The organism is Variovorax ureilyticus, from assembly GCF_037889935.1.
Classification (GTDB): domain Bacteria; phylum Pseudomonadota; class Gammaproteobacteria; order Burkholderiales; family Burkholderiaceae_C; genus Variovorax; species Variovorax ureilyticus.
In genome coordinates, this window is the sequence record NZ_JBBKZU010000006.1 from 402,915 (window position 1) to 421,404 (window position 18,490).

At 68.8% G+C, this 18,490-nt stretch carries 15 protein-coding genes; 2 read left to right on the forward strand and 13 right to left on the reverse strand.

Going from position 1 to position 18,490, the window contains the following annotated elements; translation table 11 throughout:
* Position 1 precedes the first annotated feature (1 nt).
* On the reverse strand, positions 2 to 1,624 hold the full coding sequence (locus WKW77_RS16600; RefSeq protein WP_340357949.1) for a mechanosensitive ion channel family protein: 1,623 nt from the start codon (positions 1,622 to 1,624) through the stop codon (positions 2 to 4).
* A gap of 151 nt (positions 1,625 to 1,775) precedes the next feature.
* On the opposite strand from WKW77_RS16600, the gene WKW77_RS16605 reads away from it, so the two are divergent.
* A complete protein-coding gene (locus WKW77_RS16605; RefSeq protein WP_340357950.1) occupies positions 1,776 to 2,435 on the forward strand; it encodes an alpha/beta hydrolase family protein in 660 nt (219 codons plus the stop codon).
* 113 nt (positions 2,436 to 2,548) lie between these two features.
* Here WKW77_RS16605 and WKW77_RS16610 read toward each other — a convergent pair whose 3' ends face one another.
* The 5 genes from WKW77_RS16610 to WKW77_RS16630 all read right to left on the reverse strand — a co-directional run bounded on the left by WKW77_RS16610 (position 2,549) and on the right by WKW77_RS16630 (position 7,975).
* A complete protein-coding gene (locus WKW77_RS16610; protein WP_340357951.1) occupies positions 2,549 to 4,195 on the reverse strand; it encodes an MFS transporter in 1,647 nt (548 codons plus the stop codon).
* A complete protein-coding gene (locus WKW77_RS16615; RefSeq protein ID WP_340357952.1) occupies positions 4,185 to 4,586 on the reverse strand; it encodes a DoxX family protein in 402 nt (133 codons plus the stop codon). The genes WKW77_RS16610 and WKW77_RS16615 overlap by 11 nt, the downstream gene beginning before the upstream one ends.
* 10 nt (positions 4,587 to 4,596) lie before the next feature.
* The gene (locus WKW77_RS16620; RefSeq protein ID WP_340357953.1) at positions 4,597 to 6,486 is read right to left on the reverse strand and encodes an amidohydrolase; all 1,890 of its coding nucleotides are present in this window, start codon (positions 6,484 to 6,486) and stop codon (positions 4,597 to 4,599) included.
* 25 nt (positions 6,487 to 6,511) lie between these two features.
* Complete coding sequence (locus WKW77_RS16625) at positions 6,512 to 7,183, reverse strand: hydrolase (RefSeq protein WP_340357954.1); 672 nt, start codon at positions 7,181 to 7,183, stop codon at positions 6,512 to 6,514.
* Between the two features lie 72 nt (positions 7,184 to 7,255).
* On the reverse strand, positions 7,256 to 7,975 hold the full coding sequence (locus WKW77_RS16630; RefSeq protein WP_340357955.1) for a pirin family protein: 720 nt from the start codon (positions 7,973 to 7,975) through the stop codon (positions 7,256 to 7,258).
* A gap of 160 nt (positions 7,976 to 8,135) precedes the next feature.
* Here WKW77_RS16630 and WKW77_RS16635 point away from each other — a divergent pair, with 160 nt between their 5' ends.
* Positions 8,136 to 9,038 carry a LysR family transcriptional regulator gene (locus tag WKW77_RS16635; RefSeq protein ID WP_340357956.1) on the forward strand — a complete coding sequence of 301 codons (903 nt, stop codon included), beginning with the start codon at positions 8,136 to 8,138 and terminating at the stop codon, positions 9,036 to 9,038.
* A gap of 177 nt (positions 9,039 to 9,215) precedes the next feature.
* Here WKW77_RS16635 and WKW77_RS16640 read toward each other — a convergent pair whose 3' ends face one another.
* From WKW77_RS16640 to WKW77_RS16670, 7 genes are all read right to left on the reverse strand, one after another.
* Complete coding sequence (locus WKW77_RS16640; protein WP_340357957.1) at positions 9,216 to 10,430, reverse strand: PP2C family protein-serine/threonine phosphatase; 1,215 nt, start codon at positions 10,428 to 10,430, stop codon at positions 9,216 to 9,218.
* Between the two features lie 2 nt (positions 10,431 to 10,432).
* Complete coding sequence (locus WKW77_RS16645; protein ID WP_340357958.1) at positions 10,433 to 10,927, reverse strand: Rab family GTPase; 495 nt, start codon at positions 10,925 to 10,927, stop codon at positions 10,433 to 10,435.
* Between the two features lie 18 nt (positions 10,928 to 10,945).
* Positions 10,946 to 12,805 (reverse strand): OmpA family protein, encoded by a 1,860-nt coding sequence (locus WKW77_RS16650; protein WP_340357959.1) that lies wholly within the window; start codon positions 12,803 to 12,805, stop codon positions 10,946 to 10,948.
* A 58-nt stretch (positions 12,806 to 12,863) separates the two neighbouring features.
* Complete coding sequence (locus tag WKW77_RS16655) at positions 12,864 to 13,490, reverse strand: hypothetical protein (RefSeq protein WP_340357960.1); 627 nt, start codon at positions 13,488 to 13,490, stop codon at positions 12,864 to 12,866.
* 83 nt (positions 13,491 to 13,573) lie between these two features.
* Positions 13,574 to 14,011, reverse strand: coding sequence for an ATP-binding protein (locus tag WKW77_RS16660; protein WP_340357961.1), 438 nt, complete (start codon positions 14,009 to 14,011; stop codon positions 13,574 to 13,576).
* The gene (locus WKW77_RS16665; protein WP_340357962.1) at positions 14,011 to 14,370 is read right to left on the reverse strand and encodes an STAS domain-containing protein; all 360 of its coding nucleotides are present in this window, start codon (positions 14,368 to 14,370) and stop codon (positions 14,011 to 14,013) included. The genes WKW77_RS16660 and WKW77_RS16665 overlap by 1 nt, the downstream gene beginning before the upstream one ends.
* A gap of 197 nt (positions 14,371 to 14,567) precedes the next feature.
* Positions 14,568 to 18,365 (reverse strand): GAF domain-containing protein, encoded by a 3,798-nt coding sequence (locus WKW77_RS16670; protein ID WP_340357963.1) that lies wholly within the window; start codon positions 18,363 to 18,365, stop codon positions 14,568 to 14,570.
* Positions 18,366 to 18,490: the final 125 nt, after the last annotated feature.

The window sequence follows — 18,490 nt, forward strand, 5'->3', positions numbered from 1 at the left end:
CCTATTCGTGTGTGGCGGGCGCCTCGAACCAGCGCGACTGGGGCACGATCTTCGCCTCGTCCGGATCGCCGAGGTAATGCGGGGACATGATCTGCACGCCATGCTCGTTGAAGACGTCCTGCACGTTCTGGTGCAGCCGCCCGAGGATGTCGATCCGCGGGCAGTCCTGGCTCAGCAGCCCGTGCGCCACCAGGCGGTACTCGACGTAGAAGTCCGACAGCGCGGTCTGGTAGACCTGCGGCGCCGGATCGGCGAGCACGTCCGTGGTGCGGCGCGCCGCCTCCTTCAGCATTTCGTGCACCTGCCGCCACGGCGTGTCGTAGCCGATGGTGGCGCTGGTATCGAGCAGCACGATGCTCCGGCCCGCCGTGTTGCGCGAGAAGTTGCGCGTGGGCGTCTCCAGCACCATCGAATTGGGCAGCGTGAGTTCTTCGCCGATGCCGGTCCGAAGACGCGTGCGGTACATCCCGAGTTCGACCACCACGCCTTCGTGGTCGCCGATCCGCACGTACTCGCCGACGCGGAAAGTGCGCGTGTAGGTCAGGATGGTGCCGCTCAGCATCTGCCCGACCACGCTCGCGCCACCGATGGACACCATCAGGCCGACGAGGACCGACAAGCCCTTGAAGGCATCGGTGCTCGCGCCCGGCAGGTAGGGATACGCCATCACCAGCGCGAGCAGCCAGACCGCGATCGTCAGCAGCCTGCGCGTCGGACGCGCGGTCTCCGGATCGACCCATCCGAAGTCGATGCGCCCGCTCGCCACGCGGTCGAAGAAGCGATGCAGGAGGCCGACCACGAAGCGTGCAAGCACGAAGATGACCACCGCGATCAGCAATTCCGGTATGGCTCCTGCGACACCGCCGACGAGTTTCGCGGCCGTCTCGACGAGAAATCCGTTGAGCCGCTCGCCCCAGGGCCGCGTGTACGGGAAGAGCTCCAGCACCCGGCCGGTCCACTCGTAGGTCAACAGCAACGCAGATGCCCAGAACAGGAAGGCGGTCAGGCGGCGGACGAGTTCGAGCGCCCAGTCACTTTCGATGAGTTGCAGACCGCGCAGGTGCAGTTGCTCCGACTTGGCCTTGGCGATGCGCGCCAGCCGCAAGCCGATCCGCCGCCGCGCCAGCGCGAGCACCCACAGCAGCGCCAGATAGGCGAGCGTGAGCGCGGCTGCGACCGCACCGGACTTCAGGAGGCTGCGGGTGTCGCGCAGTTCACGCGTCTCGTTGATGGCGCCGCGAAGTGCATCGGCGGCGCGCGTGGCAGTGCCTTCCAGCGTGTCGTTGTGCAGCGTGTTGACATCCCCGGAGGTCACGCCGAAAGCCAGCGCGTCGTCGATCTTCACCAGAATGCCCTGCGGGATCTGCTGCGTGGTGACGTCCGCCGGCCCCTGGCGCGCGAGCAGTTCCTCGATGCGCTCACGGGCCTCGCGCGCCCGGTCCGCAGGCTCGAAGCCGAGGAAGGGCACGCGGAAGGTCACGATGATCCGGTTCATCACCACCAGCGGCGCGGGCGTCGAATGGGGCGCCGTCGACTGCGGCTGCGGCTGCGCCTGCGCCAGACCTGGCGCGATCCACAGGAGGAAGAGCGCGGCACACGCGCTTCGCCAAATCCAGGACCCCATGCGGCGGGCCGTCACGGGACACTCCGGCTGGACAAGAACATGGCGAAACGCTCCTCCATGCGAGTTCTTCGACCCGGCATCATGAAGGCAATCGCCCCCGAAAGCCACGTTCTGTTTCAGGTGGGCGATCGGATGTAGAGTGCCCGGCGACATGAAGAAGCTCTCCATTCAAGTCGGCGACGACACCACGGTCTCGGCCATCCTCCAGGCCCCGGACGATCCCAGGGCCTGCTATGTCTTCGCGCACGGCGCGGGCGCGGGCATGGAGCACGCCTTCATGACGGCTGTCGCGAACGGTCTCGCCGAGCGCCGCATCGCCACGCTGCGCTATCAGTTCCCGTACATGGAGCGCGGCAGCAAGCGGCCGGACACGCCGCCGGTGGCGCATGCCGCGGTGCGCGCGGCTGTGGCCTGTGCAGCACGCGAACTCGGGCCGCTCATGCTGCTGGCCGGCGGCAAGTCGTTCGGCGCGCGCATGACCTCGCAGGCGCAGGCCATCGAGCCCCTGCCGCTGGTCGCGGGCCTGGTGTTCCTCGGCTTTCCGCTGCATCCGGCCGGAACGCCCTCGATCTCGCGCGCGGAGCATCTGTCGAAGGTGCAGATCCCGATGCTCTTCGTGCAAGGCACGCAGGACAAGCTCGCCGATCTCGACAAGCTGCGCCCGGTCGTCGCCGGGCTCGGCGCACGCGCCACCCTGATGACCATCGAGCACGCCGACCACTCCTTCCACGTGCCCAAGCGCTCCGGGCGCGACGACGAGGCCGTGCTGAAGGACGTGCTCGACGGCGTCGCCCGGTGGGCGTTCGAGTGATTCACCCCCAGCCTCGCCCACTTCGTGTGGCTCGGTCATCCCCTCTCCGGGGGCAACCCCGGCGGCCCGGCGGAGCCGGTTCCGCGGGGTTCCTGGCTTGGGCCGTGCCGGTTTTATGAGATCGGGGTGGCGCGCAGCGCTGTCGAATCGAGCGCCAGGAAGTGATGCGCCACCGGCCGCTCCGGCCCGATATGGAAGCGCATCACGTCGGCCTGCAGGTCGGCATCGGCCTTGGAAACGCGCCGGTGCTGGCGCATGTGCTCGGCCCACGATTCGACCAGGAACCACTCGATGACGCGCCCCGGCTCGCCGGTGTGCTCGGCGACGCCCCAGGCGTAGGCGCCGTCACGGCGACGCTCCAGCGACAGGCGCTGCATCGCCTCGAGGAAGGCCGGCAGGTCGTCCTTGCGGACGCGGTATTCGATCTGCACCATCACCGGCCCGCGGTCGTTGGCGACCGGCTCGACGAGCATCGGTTCCGGCCAGTGGTTGGATGGCTGCAGGTCGGCCTCGCCCGCAGGCAGCTTCACGCGATGGAAGACCAGCGCCACCACCACGAGTCCACCCGCGCCGACGAGCAGCGCGCCCGCGATGCCCACGGGCTGCGCCACCAGGCCCCAACCGAGGCTGCCGGCGGCCATCGCGCCGTTGAACACCGTGAGGTAGATCGCCAGTCCGCGCCCGCGCACCCAGTTCGGCAGCACCGCCTGCGCCACGCCATTGAGGGTGGTGAGCGCGATGATCCATCCCACCCCGAGCATCACCATCAGCACCACCGCGGCCCACTGCGGCGGCGCGATGGCCAGCGCGGCCATCACGCCCGCGGTGAGCAGCGACGCGGTGAGCACCAGGCCATCGGCATCGAGCCACTGGCGCAGCTTCGGCAGCAGCACCGCACCGAGGATCGCGCCACCCCCGACCGCGCCCAGCAGCACGCCGTAGAAGCCCGCGCTGCCGCCCAGCATGCCGCGCGCGACGAGCGGCAGCAGCGCCCATACCGAACTCGCGAACAGGAAGAACACCGCCGCGCGCAGCAACACCCGATGCAGTTCACGGCTCGAACGCGCATAGCGCAGGCCCGCGCGGAAGGCGCCGAAGAATTGCTCGTCGAGTCCCTTCGACTCGGCCTGCGGACGACGCCACCACAGCAGCGCGCCGATGACGATCACGTAGCTCAGCACGTCCACGCCGTAGACCAGCGCCGCACCGAACGCCGCGAGCAGCAGGCCGCCGGTCGCGGGACCGATGGCGCGCGCGATGTTGATGCCCAGCGAGTTGAGCGCCACCGCGCTCTTGAGATCGCCGCGCGGCACCAGTTCCGGCACGATCGACTGCCAGGTCGGCCCCATCAGCGCCGCGCCGATGCCGCCCACGAAGGTGAGTGCGATGAGCGCTTCGACCGTCAGCGTGTGCGTGCGCGCCATCACCAGCAGCGCGATGCTCACCGCCCCCAGCAGGATCTGCACGCCGATCAGGAAGCGCCGCCGGTCCAGGATGTCCGACAGCACGCCGGCGGGAATCGCGAGCAGGAAGATCGGCAGGGTCGCCGCCGTCTGCACCAGCGCGACGGCGGCGGGGCTGGTGGACAGTTCCGTCACCATCCACGCGCTCGCGACGTCGCGCATGAAGCTGCCGATGTTGCCGATGACGGTCGCGGCCCACAGCACCGCGAACACCGGCAGCCGAAGCGGCGCGAAGCTGCCGCCGCCGGTCGAAGGCGATGCGGGCGCAGCCGCAGCGCGTGACGATTCATCCGCCATGAAAACCTCCCAGGTCGATCCAGGCGATCAGCAGCAGACCGCCGACCAGACCCCAATGTTCGAAGAACGCATTGGCCTTGTGCTGCCGCTGCGAACGCGGCCCCCGCCAGAAGCGGTCGGCCAGAAAACCGGCGAGCACCGTGAAGCCCGCCAGTGCGAGCGCGCCGAGCCAGCGATACCAGCCCGTCAGCACCAGCGCCGACGCGCCGAGCTGCAGCACGATGGTCGCCGCGGCGATGGGCGCGGCCGGCGCGAGGCCGAGCTGCCTCACCTCGGCCACCGCGCCGCCGAAGTCGCGCACCTTGTCGACGCCGCCCTGGAGGTAGGCCGCGCACAGGCACAGCAGCGCCAGCCAATGCAGCCACGGCGATGTGAAGGCGGCATGCAGCATCGGCAGCCCCTCAAACCGCCCAGCACGCGCAGCCGAGCGCGCCCCAGAAGCCCTTGAGATCGGACACCGGCAGCTTGCTCGTCCATGCGGTCGCGTGCTGGTGGCCGTGCACGTTGCAACTGCTCGCGCAACCGCACGCGGCCGCCGCCTGACGCATCACCTTCTGCAGCGGCGCGCCCTCGCGCTCGCCCCATGCGCCATAGCCGCCGTAGCGCCGCACCGGCGACCAGTCGGGCATCGCGGGCGGCAGCGGCGCATCGTCGAACGCGGCGAAGGACCCCGCGCCGTAGACCACGCGGCCGCCGACGATGGTGAGCAGCGATGTCGTGTCCGCGATCTCCGATTCCGCGCACGCGAAGAAGTCGCGATCAGGCACGATCAGGTCGGCCATCTGGCCCGCCTGGATACTGCCCTTCCGGCCTTCCTCGTTGGAGAACCAGGTGACCTTCTCGGTCCACATGCGCAGCGCCGTCTCACGGTCGATCAGGTTGCGCTGCGGCGTGATCTGCATGCCGCCGACCGTCTTGCCGGTGACGAGCCACGACAGCGACACCCACGGGTTGTACGAAGCCACGCGCGTCGCATCGGTGCCCGCAGACACTTTCACGCCCATCTCCAGCATGCGCTTGACCGGCGGCGTCGCTTCCGCAGCCCCGGGACCGTAGCGCTCGACGAAGTACTCGCCCTGGTAGGCCATGCGATGCTGCACCGCCACGCCGCCTCCGAGCGCCGCGACGCGTCCGATGGATTTCTCGGAGATCGTCTCCGCGTGGTCGAAGAACCAGTTCAGGCCCGCCAGGGGGATGTCCTTGTTCACCTTCTCGAACACGTCGAGCGCGCGCGTGATCGTCTCGTCGTAGGTCGCATGCATGCGCCAGGGCCAGCGGTTCTGCGCGAGGATGCGCACGACTTCTTCCAGGTCGCCCTCCATCCCCGGCCCCATCTCGGGCCGCGGCTGGCGGAAGTCCTCGAAGTCGGCGGCGGAAAAGACGAGCATCTCGCCCGCGCCGTTGTGGCGGAAGTAGTCGCTGCCCTGCTTGTACTGCGAGCTCGCGGTCCACTTGAGGAAGTCGTCCTTTTCCTGCTTCGGCTTCTGCGTGAAGAGGTTGTAGGCCAGGCGGATCGTGAGCTGGTTCGCATCGGCCAGTTCCTGGATCACCGCATAGTCTTCCGGGTAGTTCTGGAAGCCGCCGCCGGCATCGATCGCGCCGGTCACGCCGAGGCGATTGAGTTCGCGCATGAAGTGGCGGGTCGAGTTGACCTGGTAGTCGTGCGGCAGCTTCGGCCCCTTGGCGAGCGTCGCGTAGAGGATCGCCGCGTTCGGCTTTGCGAGCAGCAGGCCGGTGGGATTGCCGCTGCTGTCGCGCACGATCTCGCCGCCGGGCGGCGCGGGCGTGTCCTTCGTGTAGCCCACGGCGCGCAGCGCAGCGCCGTTGAGCAGCGCGCGGTCGTAGAGGTGCAGGATGAACACCGGCGTGTCCGGCGCGACCGCGTTGAGTTCCTCGATGGTCGGCAGCCGCTTCTCGACGAACTGGTGCTCGGTGAAGCCGCCCACCACGCGCACCCACTGCGGCGCGGGCGTGATGGCCACCTGTGCCTTGAGCATCGCCATCGCATCCGCGAGGCTGCGTACGCCGTCCCAGCGCAACTCCAGATTGAAGTTGAGCCCGCCGCGGATGATGTGCAGGTGGTTGTCGATCAGGCCCGGCAGCACGCTTCGCCCGCCCAGGTCGATGCGCCGCGTCTGCGGCCCGGCCAGCGCCAGGACCTCGCGGTCGCTGCCCACCTGGATGAAGCGCCCCTCGGCAATCGCGACCGCAGTGGCGGTGGGATTGGCGCGGTCCAGGGTAGTGAAGCGGCCGTTGTGAAGAATCAGGTCCGGACTGCCGGGCTGTGTCATGCGTTCTCTCTCGTGGTTCGGTGGATCAGCCTTCGTGCGCGCCGAACATGGTCTTGGCGTAGTGGATGCCGATGCCGTAGGCGCCGCCGACCTTCTTCGCGATGCCCGTCGTCAGGTCATAGGTCTCGGCGCGGGCCCAGTCGCGCTGAAGTTCGAGCAAGTATTGCAGCGAAGTCATCGGGCGTGCGCCGGCCTGCACCATGCGCTCCATCGCGCGGTTGTGCGCTTCGGCGGAGACGTCGCCGCACGCGTCGGCGATCACGTACACCTCGAAGCCCTGGTCCAGCGCCGACAGCGCCGGACCGACGATGCACACGCTGGTCCACAGGCCCGCGAGCACGATGCGCGGCTTGCCGATCTCGTTGATCCGCTTGATCACGGCTTCGTCTTCCCAGGTGTTCATCGAGGTGCGGTCGAGCAGCGCCTGCCCGGGGAACGGCGCGGTGACTTCCTCGAACATCGGGCCGCTGAAGCTCTTCTCGGCCACGGTGGTGAGGACGGTCGAGACACCGAAGCCCGCCGCCGCGCTCGCCACGAGCCCCGCGTTGTTGCGCAAGGTGACCGCATCGATCGAGTGCGTCGCAAAAGCCATCTGCGACTGGAAGTCGATCATCACCAGCGTGTGGTCGTGCGGATCGAGCAGCGTGGCGCCGGGAGCGGCTTTGGCGACGGGCCTGGCGGTGGTTGCGTTGGTCATGGTGAAGCTGTCCTCGTTGAAAAAAGATGAAGAAGGGGTCGAGCAAAAAAGATACCGAAGGGATGTGACGCGTCAAAGCGCAGGCAGCTCGCGCGGCCGCAGGTCGAAGACCAGCACCTCGGCCCGGTCGCCCTTGTCGAAGCGCAGCGCGCCGGCGTTGCGGATGCGGGCGCCGTCACCTTCGGAGAGGCGTTCGCCGTTCACTTCGACGCTGCCGCGTGCCACATGCACGTAGACATGGCGATCGGGGCCGACATCGAGTTGCGCAGATTCGTCGCCGTCGAACAGGCCCGCATGCACGCGCGCATCCTGGCGCACCGAGAGCGACCCATCGGCGCCGTCGGGCGAGATGATCAGGCGCAGGCGGCCGCGCTTTTCGTCCTGGTCGTATTGCTTCTGCTGGTAGCGCGGCTGGGCGCCGCGTTCGTTCGGCACGATCCAGATCTGCAGGAAGTGCACCGGCTCGTCCTCGGAATGGTTGAACTCGCTGTGCTGCACGCCGGTGCCGGCGCTCATCATCTGCACGTCGCCGGGACGGATGACCGAACCGGTGCCCATCGAGTCCTTGTGCGCCAGGGCGCCTTCGAGCACGTACGAGAAGATCTCCATGTCACGGTGGCCGTGGGTGCCGAAGCCCTGGGACGGCGCGACCCGGTCGTCGTTGATGACCAGCAGGTCCGAGAAACCGACCTGCCGCGGATCGCGGTAGTGGCCGAACGAGAAGGTGTGGCGGGAGTTCAGCCAGCCGTGGTTGGCGTGGCCCCGGTGGTTGGCTTTGCGGACTTCGATCATGCTGCTTCTCCTTGATGGATTCGATGGGATTCACGCTGGCGGAAGGGGAAGAAAAACATCTTTTTTTCAACCACTTAGGCGCTACGGTGGAGGGAGTATCGAAGCCCGGGTGCCGCTTCATGTTGAAAGGTTTCGGCTCTCATCATCGATAATTTCGACGATGCTGAAACTCACCCTCGAAGCCATCGAACTGGTGGACGCGATCGCCCGCCACGGCTCCTTCGCCGGCGCGTCCGAGCGCTTGCACAAGGTGCCCTCGACCATCTCCTATGCGGTCGCCAAGCTCGAGGAACAGCTCGGGCTCGCGCTCTTCATCCGCAACGGGCCACGCGTCACGCTCACGCCCGCCGGCGAGGAGCTGATCAAGGAGGGGCGCTGGCTGCTCGCCGCGGCGCGGCAGCTCGAATCGCGCATGCGCCAGATCGCCACCGGCTTCGAGACCGAGCTGCGGCTGGTGCACGACTCGCTGATTCCCACCTCCGCATTGAACGAGGACGTGCGCGCTTTCGAGGACCTGAACTGCGGCACGCGGCTGCGCATCGGCTGCGAGGCGCTCACCGCCACCTGGGAGGCGCTGCGCGAGGGTCGCGCCGACATCGTGATCGCGGCGGGCGAAGGGCCCGCGGGCGGCGGCTACAAGGCGGTGCCGGTGGGCACGCTCGATTTCGTCTTCTGCGTGACGGCCACGCATCCGCTGGCGCGCCTGCAACGCCCGCTCACGCGCAGCGACCTGCTGGAACACACGGCCATCGTGGTGGGCGACGGCGCGCGCTCGCTGACCGACCGCACCGTGGGCCTGCAATCGGGCCAGCGCCGCATCACGGTGCCCTCGATGCAGGCCAAGATCGCCTGCCAGGCCGCGGGACTCGGCCACGGCTTCGTGCCGCGGGCCTGCGTGCGCGTGGAGCTGGAGACCGGCATCCTTGTGGAACTCCAGGTCGAGGAGCCCCGCGCGCCCGAGACCTTCTGGCTCGGCTGGCGCACCGAGCACATGGGCGAGGCGCTCAAGTGGTGGCGCAACCGGCTCGACCGGCCGCTGCTGCCGGGCATCCTGCCGTACTAGGATGAAAACACCCCCCGTGCCGCTTCGCGGCTCCCTCCTCTCTCGCCTTCGGCGGGAGGGGGGCGCACCCGGCGGCCCGGCGAAGCCGGTTCCGCGGGTGCCCTGGACGTGGACGCGCCGGTTTCATGGGGCGCGGGTGGCGCGCTGCGCCATGGAAAACTGACATCGACACCCAGCCTACAACGCCATGCGGATGATGGTGAAGTCGTCGTCCAGCGCGCCGGGGCCGTGCGCGTCATGCGCCAGCACCAGCAATTCGTCGAGCTCGGAATGCCCCTCGGCCACCGGCCCCGCGAGAAGCTCGCTCATCGCCGAGAAAGGCTGCATCGAGCCGTCGGGCCGGGTGATCTCGTAGGTGCCGTCGCTGAAGACGAAGAGCCGCGCCGGCGATTGCAGCGTGCACGCTTCCTCCTGGTAGCGCGCCGCCGGCATGATGCCGATGCAAGGACCGGCAGCCGGCAGGGAGTGGCTTTCGCAGGCACCGCCCGGCGGCCCGTTCACCAGCAGCGCCGGCGGATGGCCCGCGGAGGCATAACGAAGCTGGCCGCTCGCGCGGTGATAGACGCCATACCAGACCGTCGAGAACAACTCGCCGTGGCGCTCCATCTGATAGGCCTGGTTCAGCGCAGCGAGCACCTCGCCCGGCCGGTGGAAGTCGGTGCGCGAGAGCGCCTCGGAACGCAGCGTGTTCGCCACCGCCACCGCCAGCAGCGACGAGCCCACGCCGTGTCCGCACACGTCGACGAGATAGATCGCGAAATGCTCGTCGTCGACCCAGTGGTAGCCGAAGGAATCGCCGCCGAGCTCGGTCGAGGGCACGAAGCGCCAGTCCACGTCGAGCGGCGCGGACAAGGGTTCCGGCAACGTGGCGCGCACGTAGCGCTCGGCATCGCGCAGCTCGTGCTGGAGGCGGTCGTGCGTCGCCTGCAGCGCCTCGCGCGAGGCCGCGAGGTCGCGATGCGCGCGGGTCAGCTCGTCGTTGGCCGCTTCGAGCTGTGCGATGAGACGCGCCTCGCGCTGGCTGAGCAGCGTCATGTCGTAGGCCTTCTGCTGCACGAGGCGGGCTTCTTCCCACTCCGCCGTGACGTCGAGGAGCAGCACCCAGACGCGGTCGTCGTCGGCAAAGAAATGCACGTCCGCGACGCGGCCGCTGGGCATCGCGAGCGAGCGGATCAGGAACGGCGTTTCCACCAGCGGCAGCAGCCCCTCGATGAACGGCAATTGGTCGGAAGCGGGACCGCCGGCCTGCAGCCCGTCCAGCCCGTAGTGCGCCAGGTGGCCGCCCGACTGCACCAGGTTCTGCGCGTCGTCGATCACGAGATGCGCGAGCACGCGCTGCCCTTCGAGCAGTTGCAGCAGCGAATCCGCGACGCGCGTCGGCAGGTCGAGCATGGCTATCGCGCCAGCCGCGCCGCGAGTTCCTGGAAGGATTCCTCGACGCCGGTGCCGGTCTTCGCGCTGGTGCGGTGGAAGATCCAGCCGTCGGCCTCCAGCGCTTCGATGCGCGCAGGCGGCAGGGCCCAGTCTTCCACCAGGTCCGACTTGTTGAGCAGCACGAAGAACGGCACCTGGCCCAGTTCCGCGACGATGCGCCGCTGGATCGACTCGGCGGTGTCCAGCGTCTCGGGCCGGGTGCCGTCGACCACCAGCAGGTAGCCGGCCGCGCCGCGCAGGTAGGTCACGCGCACCGCGGCGACCTCGTCCTCGCCGGCGATGTCCCAGAGGATCAGCGCCATTTCCTCGGCACCGACGGTCACCATCTTCTTGTCGATCTTCACGCCGACGGTGGTGAGGTAGGTGTCCGAGAAGATGGTGTCGACGTAGCGCCGCACCAGGCTGGTCTTTCCGACGCCGAAGGCACCGAGGAGGCAGATCTTCTTTTGCAGCATGGGCGCCCTGTTCTTCTCCTAGTCGCCGGTACTCACGCCGAAGGACACGCGCCGGTTCATCGAGAGCTCGTCCTCGCTCGCGCCGGGACTCAGCGGCTCCAGCGGGCCGGCGCCGCGCACGAAGAGCACCGTCGGGTCCACGCCGCGCGCGCGCATCATGGAGCGCACGACCTCCGCGCGGCCGACGCTGAGCGCGAGGTTCGACATGTCCCTGCCGGTCGCGTCGGCGTGGCCGACGATCGTCACCTTCACCGGGAAGCCGTGGTCGCGCCCCACCTGCACCAGGTCGCGCATCTGGGCGGCGAGCGTTTCGATCTTCGCTTCCTGCCCCGCAGCGGGCCGCGGCACGCTGAAGTCGAAGTGGATGAGCTGGGCCTGGATGGCATCGCGCAGGCGCACGTAGTCGGGGTCCTGCACATCCTTGACCGCGCTGATGTCCACCTTGGGCGCACCGGCGGGCATGCTCAGCAGGTAGGCCCGCGCCTTGTCCAGCCAGCGCTGGGAAGCGCTGCCGGTGACGCGGATGCTGCCCGCCTCCTGCACCATGCCGATCGTCTCCGGCGGGTCGAGGGTCGCCTGCAGGCGCTTGAGCACCATGGCCGGATGCAGGGCCTGATAGGGCTCCCAGCGGCCGGCGACATGCGACGGGTCCAGCTTGTTCGGCAGCAGGGTTTCGGGCAGCACCGCGAGCGGATCGCGCAGCCCGGACACCAGCCACTTGCCGTCGCGGCGCTCGAAGCCGGTGACGACGATGCCAGGCTGGTCCTGCAGCGCGGCCACGTAGGTGTTCACGCGGCTGCGCTCGACGAGGCGTTCGCCCACCCACCAGCCCGCCACGGCCAGCAGCGCCAGCGGAATGAGCCACATGAACGGCGACACCTTCCGGTGCGCGTCGGCCGTCTGCGAGAGCAGGCACGGCCGCAGGCGCGATTCGACGTCCTCGAAGGGCGCGGTGTCGCCGTTGAACGCCTCCAGCGGTGCATGCCACTGGTCGTGGATCTGCCCGAGCGTTTCGTTGAGCCGCGCGCGCACCATCGGCGGCGGGCTGCCATGGATCACGGCGGCGAGGAACGCCGACGGGCCTTCCTCGCACCACAGGAGCAGGTCGCCCAGGCGCAGGCTGTCGACGCTGCGGCTGCCGGTGCCGCCGGCGCCGGTCTCGTCGAAGGAATCGCGCACGAAGTCCTGGATCGCGGACAGCATCGCCGAAACGAGTTGCGGATCGCGGGTGGTCGCGTCGTCGCGCGCCACATGCGCGATCAGGAGGCCGGTCGCACGATGGATCAGGAACAGGTGCTCGACTCGGAATTCCGCGGTGTGCTTGAGCACCACGTCCGCGAAGCTGCTGCCGGTGCGCCACGCCTCGATGCGCCACTTGAGCCCGCGCCACGATAGGCTGTGCTTGAACGCGAGATTGAGCGACTGGAAGGTGCCTTCGAGCGTCTCGGCGATGGCCTTGCGGATGGCCGGCCCCATGACCGGGTAGAGGATGTCGACCATCGTGCGCGGGTTCTTCTGGATCGACGCCTGCGTGGCGCGCTCCATGGCCGGCGCGATGGAGTGGCCCAGCCGCTCGTCGCGCACCGCCACCGAAAAGGCCTCGGGCAGCACCGCGCCGATCGCGTCGGCGAACTCCTGCGGGTCGTCGACCTTGCGCTGCAGGTGAGCGAGCACGACCTGTTCGCGCTCGAACAGCATGTCGCGCATCGCATCCAGCCGCGGATCGGCCTGCAGGCGGCTCGGGATGTCGACCGCCACCGTCGGATCGACGCAGCGGGCCAGCTCCAGCAGCAGGCCGGCCAGCCGCTTGCTGGGGTCCTCGTCGTTGGCGGCGTCACCGGGCGCGCGCGTCGCAGCCGGCGACAGGCGGGCGTTCACCCTGCCCTCTCGCGGGCCGCGCTGGCGCCCGGTCGCACGCAGCGGCCCGGCCGAACCGTCAGCCGCCCTGGCCGCCGCTGACGCCCTTCGGCGCTACGTCCTGATTGAGGCATTTGGCAATCTCCACAAACAGGCCGGCGAGCAGGTTGCGATCGGTCTTGACGTTGCTGAGCTCGGCGAACATGCGCTCGGTGGTCGCGCGCATGTCGTCCTGGCGCCGCCGCATCTCGTCGCGCAGGGCCTGCACCTCGTGGTTCAGGCGTTCGGTGAAGTCGCGCTCCTGCCGGGCGAGCTGGTCGGAGACCTGCGCAAGGCGCTTCTCCAGCGCCTGCGTGTGGTCGCGCAGGCTGCGCTCCAGTTCCTTGTCGGCATCGGCGCGCAGGTCCTTTTCCTCGCGGAACTGGCCGGCGACCGATTCGAGCTGCTTCTTGATCGTGGTTTCAAGGCCGCCGAGGCTGCGCGTCGACTCCGATTCGAGATCGCGCAACCGCTGCTGGAAGCGTTCCTCCATGACGGAGAAGCGCTTGTCATAGTCCTGCATCTGGTTGCCGAACAGCAGTTCGCGCATCTTGTCGACACCGGTCGTGTCGGCAGAGCCGTTGCCGCCTCGGGTCGCCAGTGCCGCCTGCGCTGCCAGCGCGGCTTGCGGATCGATGCTTGGTACGGGCTTGGCTGTGGTTCCCATCGACGTATCTCCTCGGTTGCGTATTGAACGGATCGAAAACGGATCAAACGGTGACGGACTTCGGGCCGCGCGGCCGCCGGCGGTCAGGGCGGCGCCGCGGCGCGGAAAAACAGCGTCAGGCGATTGCAGCCGTCCTCATGGCGGTAGCGCACGCCGTCGGAAAAATGCCGGACCATCGGAATGCCCCAGCCGCCGACTTTCGCGTCGCGCAGGGTGGTGGGTCGCACGGGCTCGGGGACCTGCCTGAGGTCGAACTCGCGCCCTTCGTCCACCACTTCGAGGGCCACCTCGTCGCCCTGCCATCCGAGGCGCAGCAGGATGCTCTGCGCGCCCTCGCCGGCCGCGTGGGTCATGATGTTCGTGACCACCTCGGTCGAGCAGAGATCGAGGTTGTGCGCCACCCGCTCGGGCAGGTGCTGGCCCTCGGCCCAGTCGTGCACCCAGGCGCTGATGCGCGGGAGTTCGCACAGGGCGTTGTCGACGATGAGGGAAGCGCGCGGCTCCCCGGCGGCGGCGGCCATCAGCGGCTTTCGGCAGACGACGCCACCAGCGCGCTGAAGGCGGAGTCGACGTCGGGGTACACCGGGATGATCGAGTCGATGCCTGCCATCTTGAGCACCTCCGCTACCACGGGCTGCGGGTTTGCCAGCGCCATCAGGCCGCCGCGCAGCGACTGCGCACGCGCGTTGACGACCAGGGTGCGGATCCCGATGGAGGCCAGGAACGAGACTTCGGACATATCCACCACGGCGAGCATCTTGCGGCTCGCCACCAGCGCAGCGAGTCGCGTGTTGATGTCGTGGCCGCCGACGCTGTCCATTCGGCCGACGAGGCTGATCTTCTCGATGCCCTCGGCCAGTTGTTCGCTCCTCAGATCCATACACGCTCCGCGGTCGATATCGATGGTGCTGAACCGGTCTGCCACCGCAGCGGTGAGCTGCCTCGCAAGTTCTCTTGTTCGCAAACGAAAACAAGCGCTTCTTGCGTATCGGGAGGTAGAACCTTCTTCTAGCTTACGCTGAAATTTCCGGCGCGTCGATCACCCCTTTTTAGGTGGGATCGCACGGGCGGTGGAGATCAGCGGTCCTTGCGCGCGGGCACGTTGCCCAGCGCCTCGATCAGCCGCTCCACCCGGATCGGCTTGGTGACGTAGTCGTCCATGCCGGCGGCCAGGCAGGCCTCCTGGTCGCCCTGCATCGCGTTGGCGGTCATCGCGATGATGTGCGGCCGCTGGCCGGGGCCGAGCAGCGCGCAGATCCGCCGCGTGGCATCGAGGCCGTCGAGCTCGGGCATCTGCACGTCCATGAGCACCACGTCGTAGACCTGCCGCTGCACCGATTCGACCGCCTCGATGCCGTTGGAAGCCAGGTCGGCGCGATACCCCATCTGCTGCAGCAGGCGCAGCGCAAGCTTCTGGTTCACCACGTTGTCTTCCGCCAGCAGGATGCGCAGGGGATGGCGCTCGCCCATCGACGCATCGATCTGCGGCCGGGGCGCGGCGCTGGAGACCGGCGGGCGCGCCGGCGCCTCGTGCGCGAGCAGGCTCACCAGCGTGTCGAAGAGCTGCGACTGATGGATCGGCTTCGAGAGGTAGGCGTTGAAGAGCGCGCCCGTGTCGCCCGCCTCGCGGCGGCCCAGCGAACTGAACAGCACCAGCGGCAACGCCACGTGGTGGGCCCGGATGCGCTGCGCAAGATCGACGCCATCCATCTCGGGCATGTGCATGTCCAGGATCGCGAGGTCGTAGCGCTCGCCGGCATCGAGCCAGCGCAGCGCCTCGGCCGGCGATTCGGTGTCGCGCGGCTGCATGCCCCAGCGGCCGGTCTGGAGCGACAGCACGCGGCGGTTGGTGGCGTTGTCATCCACGATCAGCACGCGCTTGTCCTGCAGCTCGTGCTGCACGCCGGGCGAGACGGACCGCTTGCTCGGCGGCGCCTCGGCCACCGGTGCCTCGATGGTGAAGAAGAAGGTCGAGCCGGTGCCCGGCCCGGCGCTCTCGACCCACATGGTGCCGCCCATGAGCTCCGCCAGCCGCTTGCTGATCGCGAGCCCCAGCCCGGTGCCGCCGTACTTGCGCGTGGTGCTCGAATCGGCCTGGGAGAACGACTGGAACAGCCGGCTCTTGCCTTGCTCCGACAAGCCGATGCCGGTGTCGCGCACCGCGAAGGTCAGCCGCACCTCGCCGTTGGCGAGGGGTTCCGAAGTGACGGTGAGCACCACCTCGCCACGCTCGGTGAACTTCACCGAATTGCTCAGCAGGTTGAGCAGCACCTGCCGCAGCCGCGTGAGGTCGCCGGACACGCCCACGGGCACGTCGCCCTCGAAGACATAGGCGATGTCGAGCTTCTTTTCCGTCGCGCGCGCGCTCACGAGGTCGAGCGCCGATTCCACGCAGTCGCGCAGGTCGAAGGGATGCGACTCGACATCCATCCGGCCGGCCTCGATCTTCGAGTAGTCGAGGATGTCGTTGATGATGGTCAGGAGCGCATCGCCCGATTCGCGGATCGTCGAGACGTAGTCCTGCTGCTCGGCATTCAAGGGCGTGTCCAGCAGCAGGCCGCTCATGCCGATGACCGCGTTCATCGGCGTGCGGATCTCGTGGCTCATGGTGGCGAGGAAGGCGCTCTTCGCCTCGTTGGTGGCTTCGGCCGCCGCGCGTGCCTCCTTGGCCTCGTTGAAGAGGCGCGCGTTCTGGATCGCGATCACCGCCTGGTCGGCAAAGGTCTCCAGGAGCTTGATCTCCTTGTCCTCGAATGGACCCGGCGGCTGCCGCGCGACGTGGATCGAGCCGATGTATTGCCCTTCCCAGATCAGCGGCGCGAGCATGACCGCGTAGTTGCCGATCCGCTCGGCCACCTCGCGCATGAAGGCCGGGAGCTGCGGCTCCGCGAGCGCATCCGGCAGGTGAAGCACCTCGGGGCCGGCCATGGCCTCGCCCATCGGCGAGTGGTCGATGGGCCGGGGGTAGTAGCGCTCCAGTTCGGCCCGGGCCGAGCCGCTGTGCGCCGCCAGATGCATCTGGCCGTCGCTGCCCGCCAGCGAGATGCCCAGCTGGGTGCCCGCGAAGAGGCGCTGGCAGCTTTCGAGGATCTTGTCGAACACCGGCTGCGCGTTCTCCATCGATTCGCTGATCACCTGCAGCACCTCGGCCGTCGCGGTCTGGCGCTCCAGCGTCTCGCGGGTTTCGTTGGCCAGCCGCGCGTTCTCGATCGCGATCACCGCCTGCTCGGCGAACAGATCGAGCAGGTCGATCTGCCGCTGCGGCGACTTGCCCGGCTGCGGCCAGGCGGTGGTGATGGCGCCGACCGGCACGCCGTCCTTGAGCAGCGGCGCAGCGATGATCCGCCGCCGCACCTCGACGTCGGCGAGGGCCGGGTCGTAGTCGGGATCGGCCCAGGCGTCGTCGTTGCTGAGCGACCGGCGCTCCAGGATCACCCGGCCGTTCATCTGGTGGGGATCGGGCGGCGCGGGCCACACGGTGGCGGCCACCTCCAGCGCCTTGGGCGACCAGTTGCGCGTGGCGGCGAGATGCACCAGCCGCCCATCGAAGGTGAAGATCGCGGATGCCGGCCCCTCGAAGAGCCACATGGTGCAGTCGAGGATGGCCTCGAACACCGGCATCGCATCGGTGGGCGACTCGCTGATCGCGCGCAGCACGTCGCTGACCGCCGTCTGGTATTCGAGCGATTCGGTCAGCTCGGCGGTGCGCTCTTCGACCTTGTGCAGCGCCGCCTGGGTCTCGTTGAACAGGCGCGCGTTCTGGATCGCGATGACCGCCTGGTCGGCGAAGGTCTTGAGCAGCGCCCGCTCGCTCGACCGGAACGGGCCCGTCTCGGTGCGCTGCATGCTCAGGATGCCGACGCCCCGGCCCTCCCACACGAGCGGCGCCGCGATGTTCGCGAAACTGGTGCCCGCCAGTTCTGCATTGCGGCGCAGCACCTGCGGCGCGCCGGGATCCTTCAGGACGTCCGCGAACTCCACGAGCTCGCCCGTGCGGAAGCAGATCTCGGCGGAAGTGCCGGCGACCGGCCTCGGGTAGTTGGCCTGCATCGAGGCGATGAGCTTTGCCGTGCGCTCCTCGCCGATCGCAGCCCTGCCGGCGGCGGTCACCAGCCAGCGGGTCAACGCGAGGTTGCCGTCGGCGTCGAGCATCATCAGCGCGAAGGAACTGCCTTCGAACAGGCGCTCGCAGCATTCGAGGATCTTGTCGAACACCGGGCCGGGATCGGCCACCGAGCTGCCGATGACCCGCAGCACCTCGGCCGCCGCCGTCTGGTGTGCCAGCGCTTCTTGCATCTCGCGGCCCTGGCGCCGGGTCTCGTCGAGCAGGCGGGCGTTTTCCAGCGCCAGCCCGAGGCTGCCGGCCACGGTCTCCAGCAGGCGGATCTCGTCCGCGCCGAAGGCGTATTCGCGCTCGTGGTTCTGCAGGGCGATGATGCCCAGCGCCCGGTCGCTGCCGATGATCGGCACGGCCACGATCGAGTGCGCCCAGTCGGTGCCCGGCGCGGGGCCGACGCCGACGCGCGTCTGGTCCTCGCGGGTGTTGGCGACCGCGGTCTCGCGGCGGTGCAGGATGCCCGTCAGGAACCCGTCGGGCTTCAGCGGCCGGGCCGGCGGCAGGGGAAGCGGCTTGTTGTGCTCGTAGCGATAGAGCACCTGCACGAGGTTCGTCTTGTCGTCCCACCAGACGATGTTGAGGTCGCCGGAATCGAACAGCTCACGCAGCCTGTCGCCCACCATGTCGACGATCGCCTGGAAGTCCATCCGCGCCGCCATGCCCTTCTGGATACCGTTCAGCAGCGTGACCAGCAGCTTGCCGTCGAATGGCTCGCGCGAGGCGCTCCCGGCACGCGGAGCGTCTTTCGCGTCTTCCAACAGGGGACCAGACCGGGACGGGGCCATGGGCATCTGCCTTCTGCGAACAGCGGTTGGATGCGCGCCGGCGGCGCACACGGCGTGGAGTCTAGCGGCGAAGGCGCGATCGCGCCCGGGGCGGGCTC